This is a genomic window from Aquisalinus luteolus (assembly GCF_009712425.2).
GTDB classification, from domain to species: domain Bacteria; phylum Pseudomonadota; class Alphaproteobacteria; order Caulobacterales; family Parvularculaceae; genus Aquisalinus; species Aquisalinus luteolus.
In genome coordinates, this window is record NZ_VCJR02000001.1 from 930,331 (window position 1) to 947,340 (window position 17,010).

At 64.7% G+C, this 17,010-nt stretch carries 18 protein-coding genes; 3 read left to right on the forward strand and 15 right to left on the reverse strand.

The window, feature by feature from the left end:
* Positions 1 to 6: 6 nt before the first annotated feature.
* Both FF098_RS04210 and FF098_RS04215 read right to left on the reverse strand, forming a co-directional pair.
* Positions 7 to 939 (reverse strand): nucleotidyl transferase AbiEii/AbiGii toxin family protein, encoded by a 933-nt coding sequence (locus FF098_RS04210; protein WP_155137814.1) that lies wholly within the window; start codon positions 937 to 939, stop codon positions 7 to 9.
* Positions 939 to 1,532: a hypothetical protein gene (locus FF098_RS04215; protein WP_155137817.1), complete on the reverse strand. Its 594-nt coding sequence runs from the start codon at positions 1,530 to 1,532 to the stop codon at positions 939 to 941. Before FF098_RS04215 ends, FF098_RS04210 begins: the two co-directional genes overlap by 1 nt.
* 401 nt (positions 1,533 to 1,933) lie before the next feature.
* Here FF098_RS04215 and FF098_RS04220 point away from each other — a divergent pair, with 401 nt between their 5' ends.
* Positions 1,934 to 2,935 (forward strand): DNA/RNA non-specific endonuclease, encoded by a 1,002-nt coding sequence (locus FF098_RS04220; RefSeq protein ID WP_155137820.1) that lies wholly within the window; start codon positions 1,934 to 1,936, stop codon positions 2,933 to 2,935.
* Between the two features lie 29 nt (positions 2,936 to 2,964).
* Here FF098_RS04220 and FF098_RS04225 read toward each other — a convergent pair whose 3' ends face one another.
* Genes FF098_RS04225 through trbB form a run of 12 tightly spaced genes read right to left on the reverse strand, consistent with a single transcriptional unit; the run spans position 2,965 to position 13,472 of the window.
* Positions 2,965 to 3,258, reverse strand: coding sequence for a hypothetical protein (locus tag FF098_RS04225; protein ID WP_155137823.1), 294 nt, complete (start codon positions 3,256 to 3,258; stop codon positions 2,965 to 2,967).
* 20 nt (positions 3,259 to 3,278) lie between these two features.
* Complete coding sequence (locus tag FF098_RS04230; protein ID WP_155137826.1) at positions 3,279 to 3,593, reverse strand: DUF736 domain-containing protein; 315 nt, start codon at positions 3,591 to 3,593, stop codon at positions 3,279 to 3,281.
* A 5-nt stretch (positions 3,594 to 3,598) separates the two neighbouring features.
* A complete protein-coding gene (locus FF098_RS04235; protein WP_155137829.1) occupies positions 3,599 to 3,847 on the reverse strand; it encodes a DUF2274 domain-containing protein in 249 nt (82 codons plus the stop codon).
* Entirely contained in the window at positions 3,844 to 5,193 is a 1,350-nt protein-coding gene (locus FF098_RS04240; protein WP_155137832.1) for a TraB/TrbI/VirB10 family type IV secretion system protein, read from the reverse strand. The genes FF098_RS04235 and FF098_RS04240 overlap by 4 nt, the downstream gene beginning before the upstream one ends.
* 2 nt (positions 5,194 to 5,195) lie before the next feature.
* Positions 5,196 to 6,284 carry a P-type conjugative transfer protein TrbG gene (trbG, locus tag FF098_RS04245; RefSeq protein WP_205967374.1) on the reverse strand — a complete coding sequence of 363 codons (1,089 nt, stop codon included), beginning with the start codon at positions 6,282 to 6,284 and terminating at the stop codon, positions 5,196 to 5,198.
* Positions 6,285 to 6,289: 5 nt separating this feature from the next.
* The gene (gene trbF, locus FF098_RS04250) at positions 6,290 to 6,979 is read right to left on the reverse strand and encodes a conjugal transfer protein TrbF (protein WP_155137838.1); all 690 of its coding nucleotides are present in this window, start codon (positions 6,977 to 6,979) and stop codon (positions 6,290 to 6,292) included.
* Positions 6,980 to 8,416 (reverse strand): P-type conjugative transfer protein TrbL, encoded by a 1,437-nt coding sequence (gene trbL / locus FF098_RS04255; protein WP_155137841.1) that lies wholly within the window; start codon positions 8,414 to 8,416, stop codon positions 6,980 to 6,982.
* 5 nt (positions 8,417 to 8,421) lie between these two features.
* Complete coding sequence (gene trbJ / locus FF098_RS04260) at positions 8,422 to 9,132, reverse strand: P-type conjugative transfer protein TrbJ (protein ID WP_155137844.1); 711 nt, start codon at positions 9,130 to 9,132, stop codon at positions 8,422 to 8,424.
* A complete protein-coding gene (trbE, locus tag FF098_RS04265; RefSeq protein WP_229714508.1) occupies positions 9,132 to 11,861 on the reverse strand; it encodes a conjugal transfer protein TrbE in 2,730 nt (909 codons plus the stop codon). The genes trbJ and trbE overlap by 1 nt, the downstream gene beginning before the upstream one ends.
* Positions 11,855 to 12,109 carry a VirB3 family type IV secretion system protein gene (locus FF098_RS04270; RefSeq protein ID WP_155137847.1) on the reverse strand — a complete coding sequence of 85 codons (255 nt, stop codon included), beginning with the start codon at positions 12,107 to 12,109 and terminating at the stop codon, positions 11,855 to 11,857. Before FF098_RS04270 ends, trbE begins: the two co-directional genes overlap by 7 nt.
* Positions 12,109 to 12,480, reverse strand: coding sequence for a TrbC/VirB2 family type IV secretion system protein (locus FF098_RS04275; RefSeq protein ID WP_155137850.1), 372 nt, complete (start codon positions 12,478 to 12,480; stop codon positions 12,109 to 12,111). Before FF098_RS04275 ends, FF098_RS04270 begins: the two co-directional genes overlap by 1 nt.
* The gene (gene trbB, locus FF098_RS04280) at positions 12,477 to 13,472 is read right to left on the reverse strand and encodes a P-type conjugative transfer ATPase TrbB (protein ID WP_155137853.1); all 996 of its coding nucleotides are present in this window, start codon (positions 13,470 to 13,472) and stop codon (positions 12,477 to 12,479) included. Before trbB ends, FF098_RS04275 begins: the two co-directional genes overlap by 4 nt.
* A gap of 486 nt (positions 13,473 to 13,958) precedes the next feature.
* Between trbB and FF098_RS04285 the strand changes: the two genes are divergently transcribed.
* Both FF098_RS04285 and FF098_RS04290 read left to right on the forward strand, forming a co-directional pair.
* Entirely contained in the window at positions 13,959 to 14,843 is an 885-nt protein-coding gene (locus tag FF098_RS04285) for a hypothetical protein (protein WP_155137856.1), read from the forward strand.
* A 321-nt stretch (positions 14,844 to 15,164) separates the two neighbouring features.
* On the forward strand, positions 15,165 to 16,007 hold the full coding sequence (locus FF098_RS04290) for a DUF2285 domain-containing protein (protein ID WP_155137859.1): 843 nt from the start codon (positions 15,165 to 15,167) through the stop codon (positions 16,005 to 16,007).
* A gap of 179 nt (positions 16,008 to 16,186) precedes the next feature.
* Here FF098_RS04290 and FF098_RS04295 read toward each other — a convergent pair whose 3' ends face one another.
* Positions 16,187 to 16,942, reverse strand: coding sequence for an SDR family NAD(P)-dependent oxidoreductase (locus FF098_RS04295; RefSeq protein WP_155137862.1), 756 nt, complete (start codon positions 16,940 to 16,942; stop codon positions 16,187 to 16,189).
* Positions 16,943 to 17,010 lie beyond the last annotated feature (68 nt).

Consider the following 17,010-nt stretch of genomic DNA (forward strand, 5'->3'; position numbering starts at 1 on the left):
AGCTCGCTATAGCCGGTCGGCGTGCTCGGCGATCCGATCCAGAATGGCTAAAAAGTCTGGCATGTCCCGATAATAGAGCGCGCTGGTTGCCTGATACGCCTTTTCGTAAATCTCGCGGGTCTGGTCGTCGCTCAGGAGAAACGCCTCGTTTCGCGAGATGCGCTGTTCGTCTGCCTGCCGAAAGCGCGTTTCCTTGTGGGCGATGTAGTCATCGGTGCCGATGAAGGACCGGACATCGGCGCAGTCCAGAAGACAGTACACATCGTAATAATGGCGCATGAAGTTTTGCTGCAGCGAGCCGGTTTCCTGCTGCTTCCGGAACTTTGTCGATATCGTCTGCAGTTTTTCGACGAAAGTGTAGCCGGGCTCATAGCAGGGCACACCGAAGGCGCGATTGTCTTCGATATCGGAAAGGTCGCTCTGGCGCGCGCGCTCGAACGCCCAGGAAGAGATATCGCAGGGGCGGTTCGGTGCTGTCTCGTCGAAGCCGGCTTCAAGCAGCACGCCTTGCTTTACGCCCTCCGGCACCGCGTTGACGCTGTCATAGTTCATCCGGATGCCGGCATTGCGCATGCGCTCGTCGTCAAAGGCGAGATCGCGTTGCACCGTGATGCCGGGGATACGGATGTCGTCGGCCAGCGCGTCGAAATAGGCGCGGCGCGCCTCGATATGGGCCTGCTTCCTATGGTTCCGGCCGACTGCCAGTGTATCCGGCGGCATGATCTTGATGTCGATATCTTCCGAGAAGTGGTGGATGAGACGGTACCCCTTGGACAGGGAGGTGCCGCCCTTCAGTTCGAACGCGTAGCCGGCCCTTTGCAGTCCGTGGAGGCAATGCATGATCCAGTAGTCTTTTTCCACGAGGGCGGGGTCGATGTCGAGTTCGCCACCGGCGACCGCGAGAAGGTCGGGAAAATCGGGTGCCTCGTGCAGGAACATCAGGCTACCGCGTGCGCGTCGTCGGCGAGCACGGGGCCGAGCAGGCGTTTTGCCCGCTGACCGCCATAGTCCCGGACCGCCTTTTTGAGAGCTTGCCTGTCCATCTGCCTTGCGCGCTCCTTCGCCCGGCTTGCAAGCGCATCCTGGTCCTCGGCCAGCCGGCCGAGATTGTCGACCAGATCGACCAGCAGAAACTCCGGCGTGACCCTGGTCGGGAACCAGGGTTTCTGGCGGAAATCATATTTGCGTCCGTCGAGCTCATGACGGCCATGCCGCTTGGCGTTGTAGACAATTGTCTCATTGTAAAGCTGCGTCGCACCGACGCCGAGACCATTATAGGCATTCGGCGAGACCATCAGGAAACGATCATCCTTCAGGAAACGCTCCACGAGCTTGTCCGGCGCTGCGGGCGCATCGCCGAAGCGGGTTTTCCGGGGCGTCCGATAAAGACCGGCCGATACCTTCACCAGCCGCCCTTCCTCGACCAGCTGGCGCAGATGGCGGTCAACGGACTTGGACCAGCGCGCGAGATCGGCGCGCCGGTAAACCTGGCCAGGCCGAAGCTTCCTTTTCAAATCACTCAAGGCCGTCATGGCGTCCTCCTTTGGCCAAACTTAGGCCCATAGCCCAAAAAATGCAAGTATTATACTGTAAAATTCATGCAAAACATGGCGCCTGAAGCTGGTGTAAGTTACGGGAATTAAATAACATTTACATATTTCTGGAGCGTAACGGTTCTTGGGTACAGTCTCCGCGTCAGGGGCGTGCTGGGTGGGCGATTTGGACATGACGGCGACGATGCTGCCGCTATCGGCCGTCCTGCGGACTTTCACTGAAGGGCCGAACGTGGGCGGCAGTCGCGAACGACGGCGTCATGCTCGTCGCGCGATTACGGATCACCGCCAGCGCGACTCGTGGCAAGTGGAATATCACAGTTGTACCGCGTTGATGGGCGCCGCGGTTTGGCGCGGCGGGCGGTAACTTGGGGGAAAACATGATTTCACGACACTTGCTAAGCCTGTGCGCGATCTTTGTCCTGTCGGCTTGCAGCCATGGAATTGAGACGCAGGCGCCGCCGCCGGCAGCGCGCGAAGTTGCTGCCGCGCCTGCGCAAGCGGCGTTCACCGGGCCGCTGCGCTGCGAGAGCCTAAGCGGCCCGGCGCGCGAGCGGGCTCTCGGCCTGCATGCATTTGGCGGTGTCCCGTCCGACGGACCGGTCCTGGTGCGCCGGGCCTATGTCACCGAATATGACGCGGCCCACCGGACGCCGCGATGGACCGCGTGGCATGCGGCGCCGTCCTATCGCGAGACCCCGAAACGGGAGGGACGATGGTCGAGTTTCCGGAGCGATCCGGATGTCGAGGATCCGGTCGGCACAAGGGACTATGTCGGGCAGTATGCCTCGCCAGACAATTTTGCCCGCGGCCATCTTGCGCCCTATTACATTTCCGGCGGCGACCGCGATGGCGACGAGCTTCTTGCGGCGCTGGCCTCGGACCGGGTCACTCTGTCCGATCCTGATGATGCCTGTGCGGTCTATGAGATCAATTACATGACCAATATCGCGCCGCAATATCATGCCGCCTTCAACGGCACCGGGGACGGCGGGCAGGCGGGCTTGTGGTACCAGCTGGAAACCGAGATCCGAGGGCTGGTCGATCAGGGCACGGAATTGCACCTGTTTGCCGGGACCATCTACGCCGACGCGCCGCAAAGGGTCGGGCCGGACCAGGATATCGCGGTGCCGGACATGTTCTACAAGATCATCATCCAGAATGAGGAAGCCGTCGCCTTTCTGTTCGCCCATCGTCGCCGGCTTTCCGAAGACGCCTGTGCGCTGGACGCTGTCCTGGAAGACTGTATCACCACCATCGCCGAAATCGAGCGTCTAACCGGGCTCGACTTCCTGGCCGGGCTTTCCGACGCTCGCGAACAGCGCATCGAGAATGCGAATGGCGTTGCTGCTTGGAGGTCGTGGTCAGCCGGGCGGTCATGACGGCTCACGGCCCGGTATTATTGAGGGAGTCAGTATGGCCCCGTCGTCTGACAGCTGCCATCCACCTCATGGGCGCACGGAGCCGGATCGCACGGCGGACGGCCCCGCGGACTCGCGATCCGTCGGCGGCCTTGCGCGAGGGCAAACCGTTTCAGATGGCGGGCAAGGCGCGCCGAGCGGGCACGCCGCGATTCGAGTTCGGCCTCCAGCCTTTCGAGGATCGGCCAATAGGCCTCGCCATGCAGTTCGATGACACGGGCGACGGTTGCCATTGCCCGTTCGATGTCGTCATCGGAATAGGATCTTTTCGGGTCGAACTGCATGGCGATGACAGTCCCGAGGGTCAGCCCGATTTAGGCCGGTTCCAGACCATCACCCCGGTAGCGTCTTCCTCATTCTCGAAAAAGGCCGCGCGCATCGGCGCGGCAAAGGCCGGATCATCCAGCCTGACGGCGAGATAGGGCGTCTCGCCATCCCTGGATTCCTCGCGCCAGGCGGCGCCGAGCTCCGCGCCGCCGGCATAGAGGCGATAGTCGGGCGCATCGTCATTCGCCTTGTCCTTGTTCGGCACGAGTTGCGCCTTGACGTTGATGGTCATGGTACGGATGGTGCCGGTATAGCGGCCATCCTTGAGCGTGAAACTTCCGATCTGTGCCATGTCAGTTACCTTTCCTTTCTGGCAGTGGAGGGCTTGCCGGCACCGAGTGCCTTGCGCGCCCGTTTGAACCCGGCATCGGCGCCGAGAAAGCTTTCGAGCATCGCCGGGATCAGCGTTTCGGGCTTTTCCTGCGTGCCATAGACCTGGCGATAGATTTCGGCGTAATCGGTCAGCGCGGCGGCAAGCTCGGGATCGAGCGAAATGCTCATGCGCACCGGTGTGCGATCGCGCAAGCGTTCCAGTCGCAGCGTCATTGTTCGCCTCCTTGGTCATGGGGTCTCAGGACGAGATCGCGGGTCACCACCACGCGCACCGGCCAGCCGGGACGCACCCTGATGGTCGGCTGGATGTCCAGATTGCGCTCTACCGCGCGCTGGCCGGCCTGATCGACCGTGTCGCCCGTGCCGCGGCGGATGGCACGGGTGACGGCGTCCTCATCCTCGCTCCCGAGTTCGGTGCCGATCCCCAGAAGCGTGGCCAGACCCGCCGCCTGGAACACCCGGTCCCAGTGATGGTCGGTGCGGTCGGCAAGGCCCGCCTGACCCTGCGCATCGGCCCCCGGCGCGGTGATGACGATGGACGATCCGTCCGGAAAGATGATCCGCTCCCAGCTGACCAGCGCCCGGTCCTGGCCGAAGGAGATTTCCGACTGGTAGCGGCCGATCAGGCGCGCGCCCTGCGGGATCAGGAGATGGCGTCCCGTCACCGTGTCATAGACCGGCTGGGTGACCTGGGCGATGACGGTGCCGGGAAGATCGGAATTGATGCCGGTCACGAGGCTGGCCGCGATCAGCGTGCCGGCCATGATCTGATAGGGCGAGACCGGATCCTCGACGCCATGGGGATTGTAGATGTCGGTACCCGGCGCCTCGCCGGCAAAGGCCAGCTTGCGCGCTTGCAGATTGGGCTCGGCGGGAACGCGGAGCCCTGATTGTGCGCCAAGACCCGGCGGCGCGGCAAGACCCGGGGCTTGTGCCGACAGGCCGGCGAGCGCCAGAAGCTCCCTGTCCGGCATGCGCGCCGGCGCCGGTTCCGCGATTCGGGGTCCGGAGGCGGTACCGGCGGCGGCCTGGCTTGTTTGCGTGTCGAGGGTGAAGAAGACGGGCGCGCCGGCGGCTTCCTCGGCGAGCGCGGCCTCGCGCATGCGCCGTGCCCGTTCGGCCTCCTCGGCCGGGCTCGGCCGGAAATCATCTTCCAGACTGGTGATCCGTTCGGGCTCGAGCCCCAGCTCTCGCTCGGCCCGCAGCATGGTGGCGCCGAGATCGCCCGCCAGCGGGGGACCAAGTCGAGGGGTATCGAGACGGGGCGCACCGGCACCGGCGCCGCTGCCCGCGCCCTGAGGGAGATCGCCATAACCCGCCGGAAGTCTGGAAAGCCCCTCGGGCTTGCTTGTATTGGCGGTGTTGTAGAGCGCCGGGGAGGTGTCCGGATCGGTCGCCCTCGGCGGCTGCAGCGCGATGCTGGTCGCCGCGAGCAGGGCGAGTGCGCCGAGCCCGGCGCCGGCCATCAGGACCTTTCGGTTAAGACGGGCGACCGGTCTCGGCGCGGTCCGGATCTTCAGCCGCTCTGCATGCTCGTCGAAGGGGATCGGATCACTCATGCTCAGCCCCCGAACAGGGCGGCAAGGGCGGATTGGCGCGCCGGCCGGCTGATGCGGACGACGGTCTGGTCCTTCTCGCCGAGCCGCAATTCGGCGGCGGTGAACAATCTGTCCACGACATAATACCGGCCCCGCACGCGATAGTTCACCAGTTCCGCCTCGCCGTCGCTCCCGAGCACGAAAAGCGGCGGCATGTCGCTCGCGGCGATGTCGCGCGGCATCTGGATGAAGACCTGCCTGCCGTCATCGAAGACGCGCACCGGCTTCCAGTCGGGACTGTCCCCGGAAAGCCGGTAGTCGAAATCGAGCGCATCGAGGGCCAGCCCGCGCGTGATCGTGCCGGCCTCGCGGGCCCTGGCGCGCTCGTTTTGCGCGACCATGGTCGCCAGCGCATCGGCGGGATAGCGCCAGGACAGCGCCGCCATATAGCCCTCGCCGGTGCTGACAAGATCGAGATGATAAGTCCGCCGGTCGGTGGCGATCATCAGATTGGTGCGGATATCGGGCGCGACGGGCTTGACCAGCACATGGGCGCGCGCCGCCTCGCCGGCGCCGGAAAGCGTGTCGCCTAGCACCCAGCGCACCGTGTCCCCGGCGGAGACCGAGACCAGCGCCTCGCCCGGCTGCAGGGCAATGTCGCTGATCTGGCCGGGACTGCCATAGAGGCGATAAAGCGCCCCTTCCATATAGGGATAGACCTGGATCGCATTGACGAAGCCGTCCACCGAGGGCTCGATCAGCGCGCCCTCGCGCCCCTCGGCAATGGCCTCGATCGGCGTTGCCGGGCCTGTCGCGGTGGATGCCGGCGCGCTTGAGCTCTTCGCCGTCGAGCCCGTCGCGGTGGATGCCGGCCTGACGGTCCCGTTCTCGGAAGAGAGCGACGCGGCCACGCCGATCGCCTTCATCTGGCCGGGCAGGGGCAGCGGGACCGGGGTCTCGACGATGCGGGCCGGCAGTCCCGGATCGTCCGGGTCCGGCGCTTCGATCGGTGTGGCGGCGATGAAACCGGCCGGATCGATCGGCTCGGGGTCGGCGCTGGCGCAGGCCGTCAGCATGGCGAGGGCGCAGGCGGAAATTTCAATAGGGCGCATGGGGATCATTCTCCTGTCACGAGGTCCTGTCCCCAGTTCAGGGAATGGACGTAAAGGCCGAGGGGATTGGCGCGCAGCGTTGCGACATCGCGGGGCGCCTGCGTGATGATGGTGAAATTGCCGGTGAAGCGCTCGGTCCGCATCAGCGCCCCGTTCTCATACGTCTTTTCGATCCAGCGGGCCTGGAAACTGTCATCGGAAACGCGCACCACGCTGATCACATTCACGGTGCGCGAGACCCGTCCGATATCGGCGAAGGGATCGTTGTCCTCGGCATACTGGCTGAGCGTGGTCGCGGCGCGGTCGGTCACGAAATCATAGGCGCGCAGCCAGTTCTCGCGCACGACTACCGGGTCGACGGACAACCCGCGTACATGCTCGATGAAGCCGGCCAGATGGTGGGCGATCTGGGCATCGCTCGGATCATAGCGCTCCAGGGCCGGCGCGACGGCGCGCGCCGCGCCACTCGCCTCGATCTCGACCACATAGGGCGTGACGGTGGAACGCATCGAGCGCCAGACGAGCGCGCCGGAGATCGCAAAACACAAGCCGAGCAGTCCGAGCGCCATCAGCCGCCAGTTCTTCGCCTGCACGCGCGCAGCGCCGATGCGCTCGTCCCAGACCTGTCGGGCTTTCTGGTAGGGCGTCTCGGGAAAGGGCGATGGCCCATAGGAGGTTGAAGAGCGTCTGAACATCTAGTCGTCCCTTTCCTTGTTGTCGGCGTCCCGCAGGCTCGGCGATGCGCCCGATGCGCCGCGTTCGCCGTCGCGAAGAGACTGCAGTGCCATCCCGCCCGCCTGGCCGACATGCCGGCTGGCTCCCTGTTCAGCTTTCTGGCCGGTATTCCCGAGAGCGCCGTGTGCGGATTTCCCACCGGAATCGGCATCCGGGCCTTGGCGGGCCTGCATCCGGTCGGCCCATGCCGGGCCGTGAGAAGCGGAAGGGGAAGCTGACGGGGACGGGGACGGCGAAGAGGCAGATGAGGACGCCTGGCCGGCGCCGGCCGATGCGCCGGTACTTGTCCGGGAAGTGTCCCCGGCGCTGCCTGCGCGCGGACCATTGGCGGGAGCCGATGACGAACGACGCAGCGCATCGCCGCCGGCGCGCGCCATGCCGGCAAGCCCGGAAGCAATGGCGCCGGCGCCACCGGCACCGGAAGAGACCGCGCCGAGCGCGTAGGCGCTGCGCCCCGCTTGCGCCATGGAGGCGCCGGCCCTGAGCGCGCCGGACGCGCCGCTCGCCGCGGCGCCGATGGCGGCTCGTGTGCCCATGCCGGCGACCAGCGTGCCGCCGGCGACCCCCGCCGCGGCGCCCGCGGCGGAGCCAGCGCCCAGCTGCGGGGCGCCCGTGACCAGCCCGGCGGCGATGCCGGGCGCGAAGACCCCCATCCAGAAGAAGACGATCGAGGCCAGCACCGTGCCCATGAGTTGGGCAAGGGTGACATCCTCGCCGGTGCGGAAGGCGTCCGTCACCGACCCGAACAGGGTCGAACCGATACCGATGACGATTGCCAGAACCATCAGCTTGATGCCGGCGGTAATGACATTGCCGAGTACCCGTTCGGCGAGAAAACTCGTCCTGTTCCACAATGCGAAGGGCACCAGCACGAAACCGGCCAGCGTCGTCAGCTTGAATTCCAGGATGGTGATGAACAGCTGCACGGCGAGCACGAAGAAGGCCGCCATGATCACGCCCCACGCGACGAACATGACCGCGATCATGATGAAATTGTAAAAAAAGCTGACCGGCCCCAGCATGTCGGCTATCTCTTCAAGCAAGGGTTGGCCGGCCTCGAGGCCGACCCCGGCGATGAAGCCGGGGCGCAGCAGGTCATCGGGGCTCATCGTGCCGCCGCCGCCGGTGATGCCGAGCCGCGCGAAACTGTCGAAGACGATGTCGGCCAGCAGCGGAAAATTGCCGATGATGAAGGCGAAGAAGCCGACATAGAGCACCTTTTTGAGGAGCCCGGCGATGACGTCGGCATTGGGCGAGAGCGCCCAGAACAGGCCGGCCAGCGTGATGTCGATGGCGATCAACGTGGTGGTCAGATAGGCGACATCACCCGCCAGCAGGCCGAAGCCTGAATCGATATAGGCGATGAAGACCTCGAGAAATCTGTCGATCACATCCATCGCGCCTATCTCCCCAGAAAGGCGCGCGTGCGGGCGCGCCCGCGTTCGGCTTCAGCAAGCTCGCGCGCGCGTTCCAGCGCCTCGGCGCGGTAGCGGGCGGCCATCATCGCTTCCATCTGCATGAGCTGGGCGGCCTGCAGCGCCGCGATCTGATTGCCGGCCTGGGCCGCCTGCAGATTGCCGACGGCCGACTGGCTGCCGGCGATCAGCCCGTCGAGAGTGTCGGCTTCGGCGCCGGCCGAGGAGACGATCCCGGCGGTCACTTCCAGGCTGTCGCGATAGGCAAGGCGCGACTGGCGCCAGCGAGCCCGGGCCTCCGCGACCAGCACCGCGCCGCGCGGCGGCGTCTCGCCATAGTCCTCCGGATAGGCCGCGTCATAGGCCCGCGCGATCTCCTCGACGCGATAGCCGATCCCCTCGGCCCGGCCCATGAGATCCTCCATGCGCTCCAGGCGGACCAATATTTCGCCGGCAACGGAGTCCGGCAGACGCTCCAGATCGCGCGCCATGTTCTCCAGCATCTCGATCTCGTGGCCGAGCTGGCGCAGCTGCTGGTCGATTTGCTGCAGCGCGCGGACCGCCTGCAGGATATTCTCGGCATGATTGGCCGGGTCATAGACGATCCCGCCGCCGAACAGTTGCGCCTGTGCCGGAGGAGCACTCAGTGTACAGATCGGCAGGGCGGCAAGCGCCAGAGAGGCAAGAAGGCGTCTCATCAGGGCAGCTCCTGATCGGCGTGGCTGGCCGAAGAGGCAGGCAAGGGCGCATCGCCGGAGCCTGAATAGTTGGCCCCTGTATAGTCAGCGCCTGAATCGCCGGAGGCGGAATAATCGGTACCGGTATTCATGGGGTCTGCCTCCTCGGGGCCTGCATCTTCAACGGTTGAATTCCCGGCGGCGGTATTGTCGAAGCCGGGTCTTTTCGTGTCCGTACGTTCCGGGCCTGATCCATCCGGGGCGGATCTTTCCGTGTCAGTGCTTTCCGTGTCGGGACTTTCCGGGGCGGGGCTATCCCGCTCGGATTTTTCCGGACCGGGTCCGGGCCAGCGGGCGAGCAGCTCGGCTGCCCAGCCAAGGCCCTTGTCGGGCAGCCAGGCGCCGGCGAGGGGCTCTGTCCCGGTCTCCTCGAGCAGGCGGTCGAGGCGGTGCTGGTCTTCCGGCGCGGCGGCGCCGCAGACCGAAAGCCCGATCGGGCCAAGCCCCAGCTCGAACAATCGGCAGCCGAGCGGCGACTGATAGTAATAGTCGCGCTTTGGCGTGGCATTGGCGATCAGCTCGATCTGGCGGGCATTGAGCCCAAAGCGCCGATAGGCCTCGCTTGCCTGCGGCTCGCGGGCCTGTCGGTTGGGCAGGAATATCCGTGTGGGACAGGATTCGACCAGCGCCGGCACGATCGGGGAGTTCGCGATATCGGCAAGGCTTTGAGTAGCGAAGATCACCGCGACATTCTTCTTGCGCAGGGTCTTGAGCCAGTCGCGGATGCGCGCGGCAAACAGCGGATTGTCGAGAAACAGCCAGGCTTCGTCGAGGATGAGCAGGCTCGGGCGCCCGTCGAAGCGCGCTTCCAGCCTGTCGAACAGGCAGGTGATCACCGGCGCGGCCGCGCCTGGCGACTGCATCAGCGAGTCCATCTCGAAACAGACGATATCGGCAAGCGCCAGCGATTCATGATCACCATCGAGCAGCCGGCCATGCGGGCCTTCCAGCGTGAAGGGATGGAGCGCGGATTTGAGCAGCGGATCCTGCAGCATCAGCGTCAGCCCGGTCAGTGTGCGCTCGGGGCGCGGCGCGCTTGCCAGTGCCTCGATCGCCTCCCACAGACCCGCCTTGAGCGCCGGGGTCATGGCAACGCCTTCCTGGGTGCACAGTCCGGCGAGCCAGTCGGCGGCAAAGCGCGCGCCCGCCTCTGTGTCGATATGTTTGAGCGGCTGCAGGCTCGGGGCGCGGTCCCCGCCCGGATCGACATGGACCCCGCCCATGCACAGCGTCGCGGCGCGGGCCGAGCGGCCCTTGTCGAACAGGAAGATCTGCGCGCCGCGATAGCGCCGCCATTGCAGCGCGATCAGGGACAGAAGGACCGATTTGCCGGCCCCGGTCGGTCCGACCACCAGCGTGTGCCCGACATCGCCGACATGAAGATTGAGCCGGAACGGCGTGGTGCCGTCCGTGCAGGCCTGGATCAGCGCGGGCGCGCGCAGATGCCGGTTGGTCTCCTCGCCGGCCCAGACCGCCGAGAGCGGGACCATATGGGCGAGATTGAGCGTGTGCAGGATCGGTTGACGGACATTGGCATAGATATGCCCGGGCAGCGAGCCGAGCCAGGCCTCGACCGCATTGAGGGACTCGCGGATCGCGGTGAAGCCGCGGCCATTGACGATGCGTTCGGCGATCCGGATATGCTCTTCCACGCGGCGCGGATCGGGATCGGCGACGCTGATCGTGGTGGTGACATAGCCATAGGAGACGAGATCGCTGCCCAGCTCCTGCAGCGCCGCATCGGCATCGGCCGCCTTGTTGTCGGCATCATGATCGGTGAGGGCGGCCTGTTCGTTGAACATGGTCTCGCGCAGCACCGCGCCGATCGACTTGCGCTTGGCGAACCAGTGGCGGCGCTTGCGCGCCAGTACCTTTTCGGCCGCGGCCTTGTCCATTGCGATGAACCGCGTCGCCCAGCGATAGGCAAAACCCTGGCGGTTGAGCTCGTCGAGAATGCCGGGCAGGGTCGAGGCGGGAAATCCCAGAATGGTCAGTACACGCAGATGCGCTGCCCCGATCATCGGCTCCAGCCCGCCGGTGAAGGGCTCGTCGGCCAGGATCGCATCGAGAAACACCGGCAGCTCCGGCGGGGCGACCCTGTGGGCGCGCGTCGAGACCGTCGAATGCAGATAGGTCAGCGTCTCCTCGTCGGACAGCCTGGCAATCTCGGCAAGGCAGGTTGCGAGCAGGTCGAAGATTCGTGCCGCCTGCGCCTCGAAAGTCTCCAGCCGGTCGCGCCAGCCTGCGGCCTCCTGCGTGTCCGCCCTGGTGATCAGCGCCTGTTCGGCGCGTCCCGTCGCATCGGCGGGCGGCAGCCAGACCAGCGTCAGATAATATTCGCTTACAAAACGGCTGCCGGACTCTTCGGCCTGCAGCGCGCGTTCCTGATCGACCAGCCAGGACAGCGGGTCGGGAAAGTCAGCCTCCGGATAGTCATGCGCCTCGGCGCGCTGCGCCTCGAAGAACAGCGCCCAGCCGGAGCCGAGCCGGCGCAGCACATTGTTGACCCGCGCCATGACCGAGACCAGTTCCGCCTCTGTCGAGCTTTCCAGATCCGGGCCGCGATAGCGAAAACCGGTCTGGAAGCTGCCATCCTTGTTGAGGATGATGCCGGGCGCGACGATACAGGCCCAGGGCAGATAGTCGGCGAGCAAAGCGGGGCGGTCGGCATATTCGCGCAAATTCAGCATGCCAGATGCTCCCGGTGCCGGGCCGAGCGCGCCGCGACCACCATGAAATCCGGATCGCTGCGGGCCATGAACACCGCCGCCGAATGGCCGGCGACCCACAGGACCAGCCCCGCGATCCACAGCTGCAGGCCGAGGCCGATGGCGGCGGCGAGCGTGCCGATGGCGATCGCGGCCATGCGCGGGGCGCCCGCCAGCAGGATCGGCTCGCTCAGCGCGCGGTGCAGGGGGATCTCGTAACCCTCGACCATCACACCAGCGCCCCGCCGCCGAAGGAGAAGAAGGTCAGGAAGAAGCTGGTCGCCGCAAAGGCGATCGACAGGCCGAACACGATCTGGATCAGCTTGCGAAACCCGCCGGCGGTCTCGCCGAAGGCCAGCGTCAACCCGGTAATGGTGATAATGATCACCGCGACGATCCGCGCCACCGGACCTTCGATCGAGGCCAGGATCTGGTCGAGCGGGCCCTCCCAGGGCATGCCGGAGCCGGCCGCCTGCGCCGGACCGGCGATCAGCAGACTGACGGTGACAGACGCGGCCAGCAGCGCGGCGGGGCGGGCGGCGCGACTGGCGCCGTTCCGGGCCATGGCGGTCAGGCGATTGCGGCAGGGGTGGGATATCATGATGTTTCTCCTGGCTGGACGAGGGACAAGCCGGGCGCGGCGAGCGGCCGGGTCCGGTAGCCGCCATCATCGAGACCGGTGACGCGCAGCGCTTCTGCAATGCGGCGTCGGCCGCCCGCGCGGCTCATATGGATGACGATGTCGACGGCCTCGGCGATGAGCCGGACCGGCGCGCGCGTGGTTGCTTCCAGGGCGAGCTGTTCGAGCCGTGAGAGCGCGCCGAGCGCGGAATTGGCATGAAGCGTGGTGATCCCGCCTGGATGGCCGGTGTTCCAGGCCTTGAGCAGGTCGAGCGCCTCTGGCCCGCGCACCTCGCCGACAATGATCCGGTCAGGCCGCAAACGAAGGGTCGAGCGGACAAGCTGCTGCAGGGTAACGCTGTCGCGGCGGGTTCTCAGGGCCAGGCTGTTGGGCGCCGCGCAGGCAAGCTCGCGTGTGTCCTCCAGAATGACGATGCGATCATTTTGAAGTGTGGGCTCGGCGAGCAGGGCATTGGTAAAGCTGGTCTTTCCCGACGAGGTGCCGCCGGCGATCAGGATATTGGCGTGATCGGCGAGCGCCTCGCGCAGCGCCTTGGCCAGCACCGGCGAAAGCGCACCCTGGGCAACATAATCATCGAGACTGAAGGGCGTCGCCGCCGGCTTGCGGATCGAGAAACACGGGCCCGTCGAGACGGGCGGGAGAAGTCCTTCGAACCGCTCGCCGCTGCCGGGCAATTCGGCAGAGACGATCGGGGAGTGCGGGTCCACACCTTCTCCCGCCCCGGAGGCCACGAGGCGGATGGCGCGCTCGCGGTCTGCCGGATCGAGGCGATGGTCGGACGCGGCAAGCCCGACCCCGGCTGTCTCGATCCAGACACGGCCATCGGGATTGGCCATGATCTCGATGGTCGCGGGGTCTGCGAGCGCTTCGCGGACCACCGCGCAAAAGGCGGAGCGCAGCATGGTGCTGCGGCGGCTTTGTGTCTCTTGCTGGTGGTCCCGACGGGACATGGCCCTCGCTCCGCTTGTTCCTGTTCGATGGGGCAAAGGATCGCAGACGGATGAAGGCTACGGGAGTGGGAATGGCGGCACATGACGGCCGGCCGCGGCGGGCGGCGGCGCAAGGCAGCGCGGTGAGGCGCTGGAGAGGGTGAGGCGATGGTTGAGATCCGTGGGGGCCCGCAGGTGGAAGAGGGCAAGGCAAGGGCGCGGCGTGGCGAGGGAGCGCGCGGCTGTCTTCTGGGGTGATTGCCGTGCGTGGCTTTCGCATGTTGTACGGTGGATCGCCTCGGCTCTCGGGGTTGAGGAAGGGAGTTATTTGATCTGCTGCCTCCGACTTCGTGTTTTTTTTCAGGCAGGGTGATTTGTGCCAATCTGGTCGAGGCGATGAAAAACCAGGTTGTGATGGCGCGGGAAATGTGAAGCTATGCACAGGGTTTCTGGCGGGCTGGTTCGGATACGAGCGGGGTCGGCAAGCAAAACGAGGAGGAACGTGGCATGGTGGACATTGGAATCGATAAGGATGAAGGCCTTGTCTATGAGGGACGCGGAACTAATGGCCGCAGCGTCTGGCCGGCACCGGTGATTACGCCCGCGACATTTGTCTATGCCTCGGAAGGCAATCTCAAAGCCCACGAATTGGCGAATGAGTTCGGCTATCGATTCCGGGAAGACTCGTTTGATCCTGTCTCCCGTATTCGCAGAGGCAGATTCTATTCAGGAGGAGGACAGCAACCCCAGGAATGGACGCTGCGGGGATATTCTGAAAAATCTCTGGGGCCAGATGGTTCCCGTCTACAGGAGGTCGGCAAACGTCTCGACACGTTTCAGAGTACCGCGATCTGGTATAAATATATCAGGGAGCGCCGAGAGCTTCCCCTGGTGCTTCTTGGCGTCGATGAGCGTTATTCGGTCTGGAGTATCGTCAGTGTGGAATTTATTTCAACGGGCGAGGAACTGGTGACGCTGAAGGCGCGCAACAGCTTTGGTATTCTGCCGCATATTGATGAAAGCAAGATACCCGAAGGTTTTCGCGCCAGGCTGAATGAAACTCTGGATCGTTTCATTGATGAGGTGCACAGGGCCTCTCCGATATCCGTGATTGATCGAGCGCGGGATGTCGCGGCATTGGCATTGCTGGCGTATTTTGATCTGAGAAAGGCCGATGCCAGAGACCTCGGAGATTTGGCCAAGCGGCTGGAGGAGGAACGTCTGGTCATCGCAGCGAATTCGGCGCATATCATCGCGCGGTTGCATGCTCGGGCAAAGCCATCGGAGCAGGAGCGCCGGCAATTGCCCGCGATCAGAGAGCAGGATGCCGAGTTCGCCGTTCAGTGTGTCGGGGCCATCCTGTGCGAGATCGGATTTGCAGAATGGCGGTGATATGAAAAATGCGTACTTTCGTCTGCTGCTGGTAGGTCCCGAACTGACTTGCTTCTGACGGGCGGCCCATGACTCGCATTGCCCTTCGGTCATCCCGGACCAGCGCGGGCCAGATCCTTCCCGCGCCCAACCTGCCGTTCTTGACCCCATCGTTCCAGCCCCTCGGTGCCGGGTCAGCTTGCACGGAATGGCATGTGCTGGGCTGCGACTTTGGTGCGCCAGGAAGATACCGTGTCACGCGACTGATAACGGCACCGAATATTGAAACCTACCGCGGGTTGGTATGGATCTTGCGAATTCCCCTTCCGGGGGTATGGGCCGATGAAGAACTTTGCAATCGAAACAAACAGCGTCACCGCCAAATATGACTATCTGTGGCGGCTGTCTGATGACCGCTGGGCCTGGGAATATGCACGGCGCAGCGAGAAGGTAAACCGCTATGCCGAAAGCCGCGGGGCCAATGACATTTCGGAAATGAAAGCGCCGTGCGCGGATGTCAGGCTGCTCAGGTCCCGGGTGCCGCAGACCATGGCCGAGCGGCTCGGCTTCGTGTTCATGCCCGATCCGGCCATGAACGGCCTGGAGGCCGATGTTGTCTGGACACGGCAGGCCTATCCCGATCAGGTCGAAGTCTTTTGTAGCGCGCTGGGGCCCGGCCGGCACTGTGCCCTCCGGGAGCGGATGGTTTCGGCCTTTGACATCACCCATGTCACCGATTCCATTGGCCGCGAATATCTGCTTATCCACGGCAAGGGCTGCGTCGTACAGGTGCGCTGCACGGGCCTGTCGCTGCTTGGTATGGAGCCCGTCATGATGAACCTCTCGATTTCGGATATCGGCGCCTATGAGCGCAAGCTGAAGGCCCAGAAGGCCGCGCTCGCCATTCTGGGCGACGATCCCGAAAGCCAGCCACCGCAATGGACCAAGCGCACGCAGATCCTGCGCAATGGCCTGATTGCGATTGACGGTCTCAAGGCCGGCCTGTCGCGCCGCGAGATCGCCGAGCTGCTCCACGGCAAGGACCGCGTAGCAGCCGACTGGAATGGCCCGTCGCTCAGGCACGCCATGCGTTATCTGGTCCGCAAGGCTGAAGGCTTGCGTGATGGCGGCTATCTGGTCGAGCTTCTGGGATCGGAACTCGGCATTTACCGCAAGGCTTCGTGAGCCTGGGCATGGGACTAATGCCGGAGCGGCGTTGACGGGCATCGGCGGGTCCGGCTTGAACTGCGGGCGGGTTCTGTTTCGTCACTCTATAAGGGCGCGTGCTGCAAGATGAGGATGATCAGATTGAGTGAACCATCCCGGAGTCGGTCCGCCGGCCCTGGCCGGCGGACGTGCTACAACTACCAGGGGCAGGGTTCGTTGACTGACCCCGTGAAGGTGCCGGTCGGGTGTTCGCTGCTGAGGGCGACACGAACGGCTTCGGCAGCCCCTTGCTGGACGGTCTCGGTGCCTTCGTAATTGTTGAGCGCCGTGCTGGTAAAGCCGGGCGTCACCGCGTTGACCCTGATGCCCGCGGCTTCAAGATCGATCGCAAATGCGACTGTGATGGCATTGAGCGCGGTCTTGGATGCGCCATAGCCAGGGTTAAATGTCGCCCGGTAGGGATGGGGCGTGGAGTTGATGGTGAGTGAGCCGAGGCCGCTCGAGACGTTGACGATCCGTGCAGCTTTCGACTTGCGTAGCAGCGGCAGGAAGGCCTGGGTCACTTCCAGGACGCCGAACACATTGGTCTCCCAAATGGTCCGGACCTCGTCCACCGGGATGAGGGAGGCCCGGGAGCGCTGGATATAATGTTCCATGGTCTCAGATTCCTGCCCGTTGGCCCGGGAAATCGCGGCATTGTTGATGAGGATGTCGAGACGGCCGAACTGCTGTTCGACCTGTGCGACGGCGGCATCGATCGAGGTCTTGTCCGTCACGTCGAGCTGGATGGGATGGACGTCTCCGGAAATGCCTTGCGCGGCTGTCTGGCCCCGCTCGGGATTGCGCGAGGCGAGCAGCACTGTAAGGCCGCTGGCGGCGAGGTCGGTTGCGATCTGGAGCCCGATGCCTTGATTGGCGCCGGTGACGAAGGCAATGCGTGAGTTTGAGGTCATGATGTGATCCTGTTGCTGTTTGGACCAACAAGACATGGCCATGGAAAGCTGGACGTTCTATATTCGAT

Bases quoted from the DNA above. Each gene is read 5' to 3' on its own strand.
- FF098_RS04210 (WP_155137814.1), bottom strand. From the start codon at position 939: ATGTTCCTGCACGAGGCACCCGATTTTCCCGACCTTCTCGCGGTCGCC.
- FF098_RS04215 (WP_155137817.1), bottom strand. From the start codon at position 1,532: ATGACGGCCTTGAGTGATTTGAAAAGGAAGCTTCGGCCTGGCCAGGTT.
- FF098_RS04220 (WP_155137820.1), top strand. From the start codon at position 1,934: ATGATTTCACGACACTTGCTAAGCCTGTGCGCGATCTTTGTCCTGTCG.
- FF098_RS04225 (WP_155137823.1), bottom strand. From the start codon at position 3,258: ATGCAGTTCGACCCGAAAAGATCCTATTCCGATGACGACATCGAACGG.
- FF098_RS04230 (WP_155137826.1), bottom strand. From the start codon at position 3,593: ATGGCACAGATCGGAAGTTTCACGCTCAAGGATGGCCGCTATACCGGC.
- FF098_RS04235 (WP_155137829.1), bottom strand. From the start codon at position 3,847: ATGACGCTGCGACTGGAACGCTTGCGCGATCGCACACCGGTGCGCATG.
- FF098_RS04240 (WP_155137832.1), bottom strand. From the start codon at position 5,193: ATGAGTGATCCGATCCCCTTCGACGAGCATGCAGAGCGGCTGAAGATC.
- trbG (WP_205967374.1), bottom strand. From the start codon at position 6,284: ATGCGCCCTATTGAAATTTCCGCCTGCGCCCTCGCCATGCTGACGGCC.
- trbF (WP_155137838.1), bottom strand. From the start codon at position 6,979: ATGTTCAGACGCTCTTCAACCTCCTATGGGCCATCGCCCTTTCCCGAG.
- trbL (WP_155137841.1), bottom strand. From the start codon at position 8,416: ATGGATGTGATCGACAGATTTCTCGAGGTCTTCATCGCCTATATCGAT.
- trbJ (WP_155137844.1), bottom strand. From the start codon at position 9,132: ATGAGACGCCTTCTTGCCTCTCTGGCGCTTGCCGCCCTGCCGATCTGT.
- trbE (WP_229714508.1), bottom strand. From the start codon at position 11,861: ATGCTGAATTTGCGCGAATATGCCGACCGCCCCGCTTTGCTCGCCGAC.
- FF098_RS04270 (WP_155137847.1), bottom strand. From the start codon at position 12,109: ATGGTCGAGGGTTACGAGATCCCCCTGCACCGCGCGCTGAGCGAGCCG.
- FF098_RS04275 (WP_155137850.1), bottom strand. From the start codon at position 12,480: ATGATATCCCACCCCTGCCGCAATCGCCTGACCGCCATGGCCCGGAAC.
- trbB (WP_155137853.1), bottom strand. From the start codon at position 13,472: ATGTCCCGTCGGGACCACCAGCAAGAGACACAAAGCCGCCGCAGCACC.
- FF098_RS04285 (WP_155137856.1), top strand. From the start codon at position 13,959: ATGGTGGACATTGGAATCGATAAGGATGAAGGCCTTGTCTATGAGGGA.
- FF098_RS04290 (WP_155137859.1), top strand. From the start codon at position 15,165: ATGAAGAACTTTGCAATCGAAACAAACAGCGTCACCGCCAAATATGAC.
- FF098_RS04295 (WP_155137862.1), bottom strand. From the start codon at position 16,942: ATGACCTCAAACTCACGCATTGCCTTCGTCACCGGCGCCAATCAAGGC.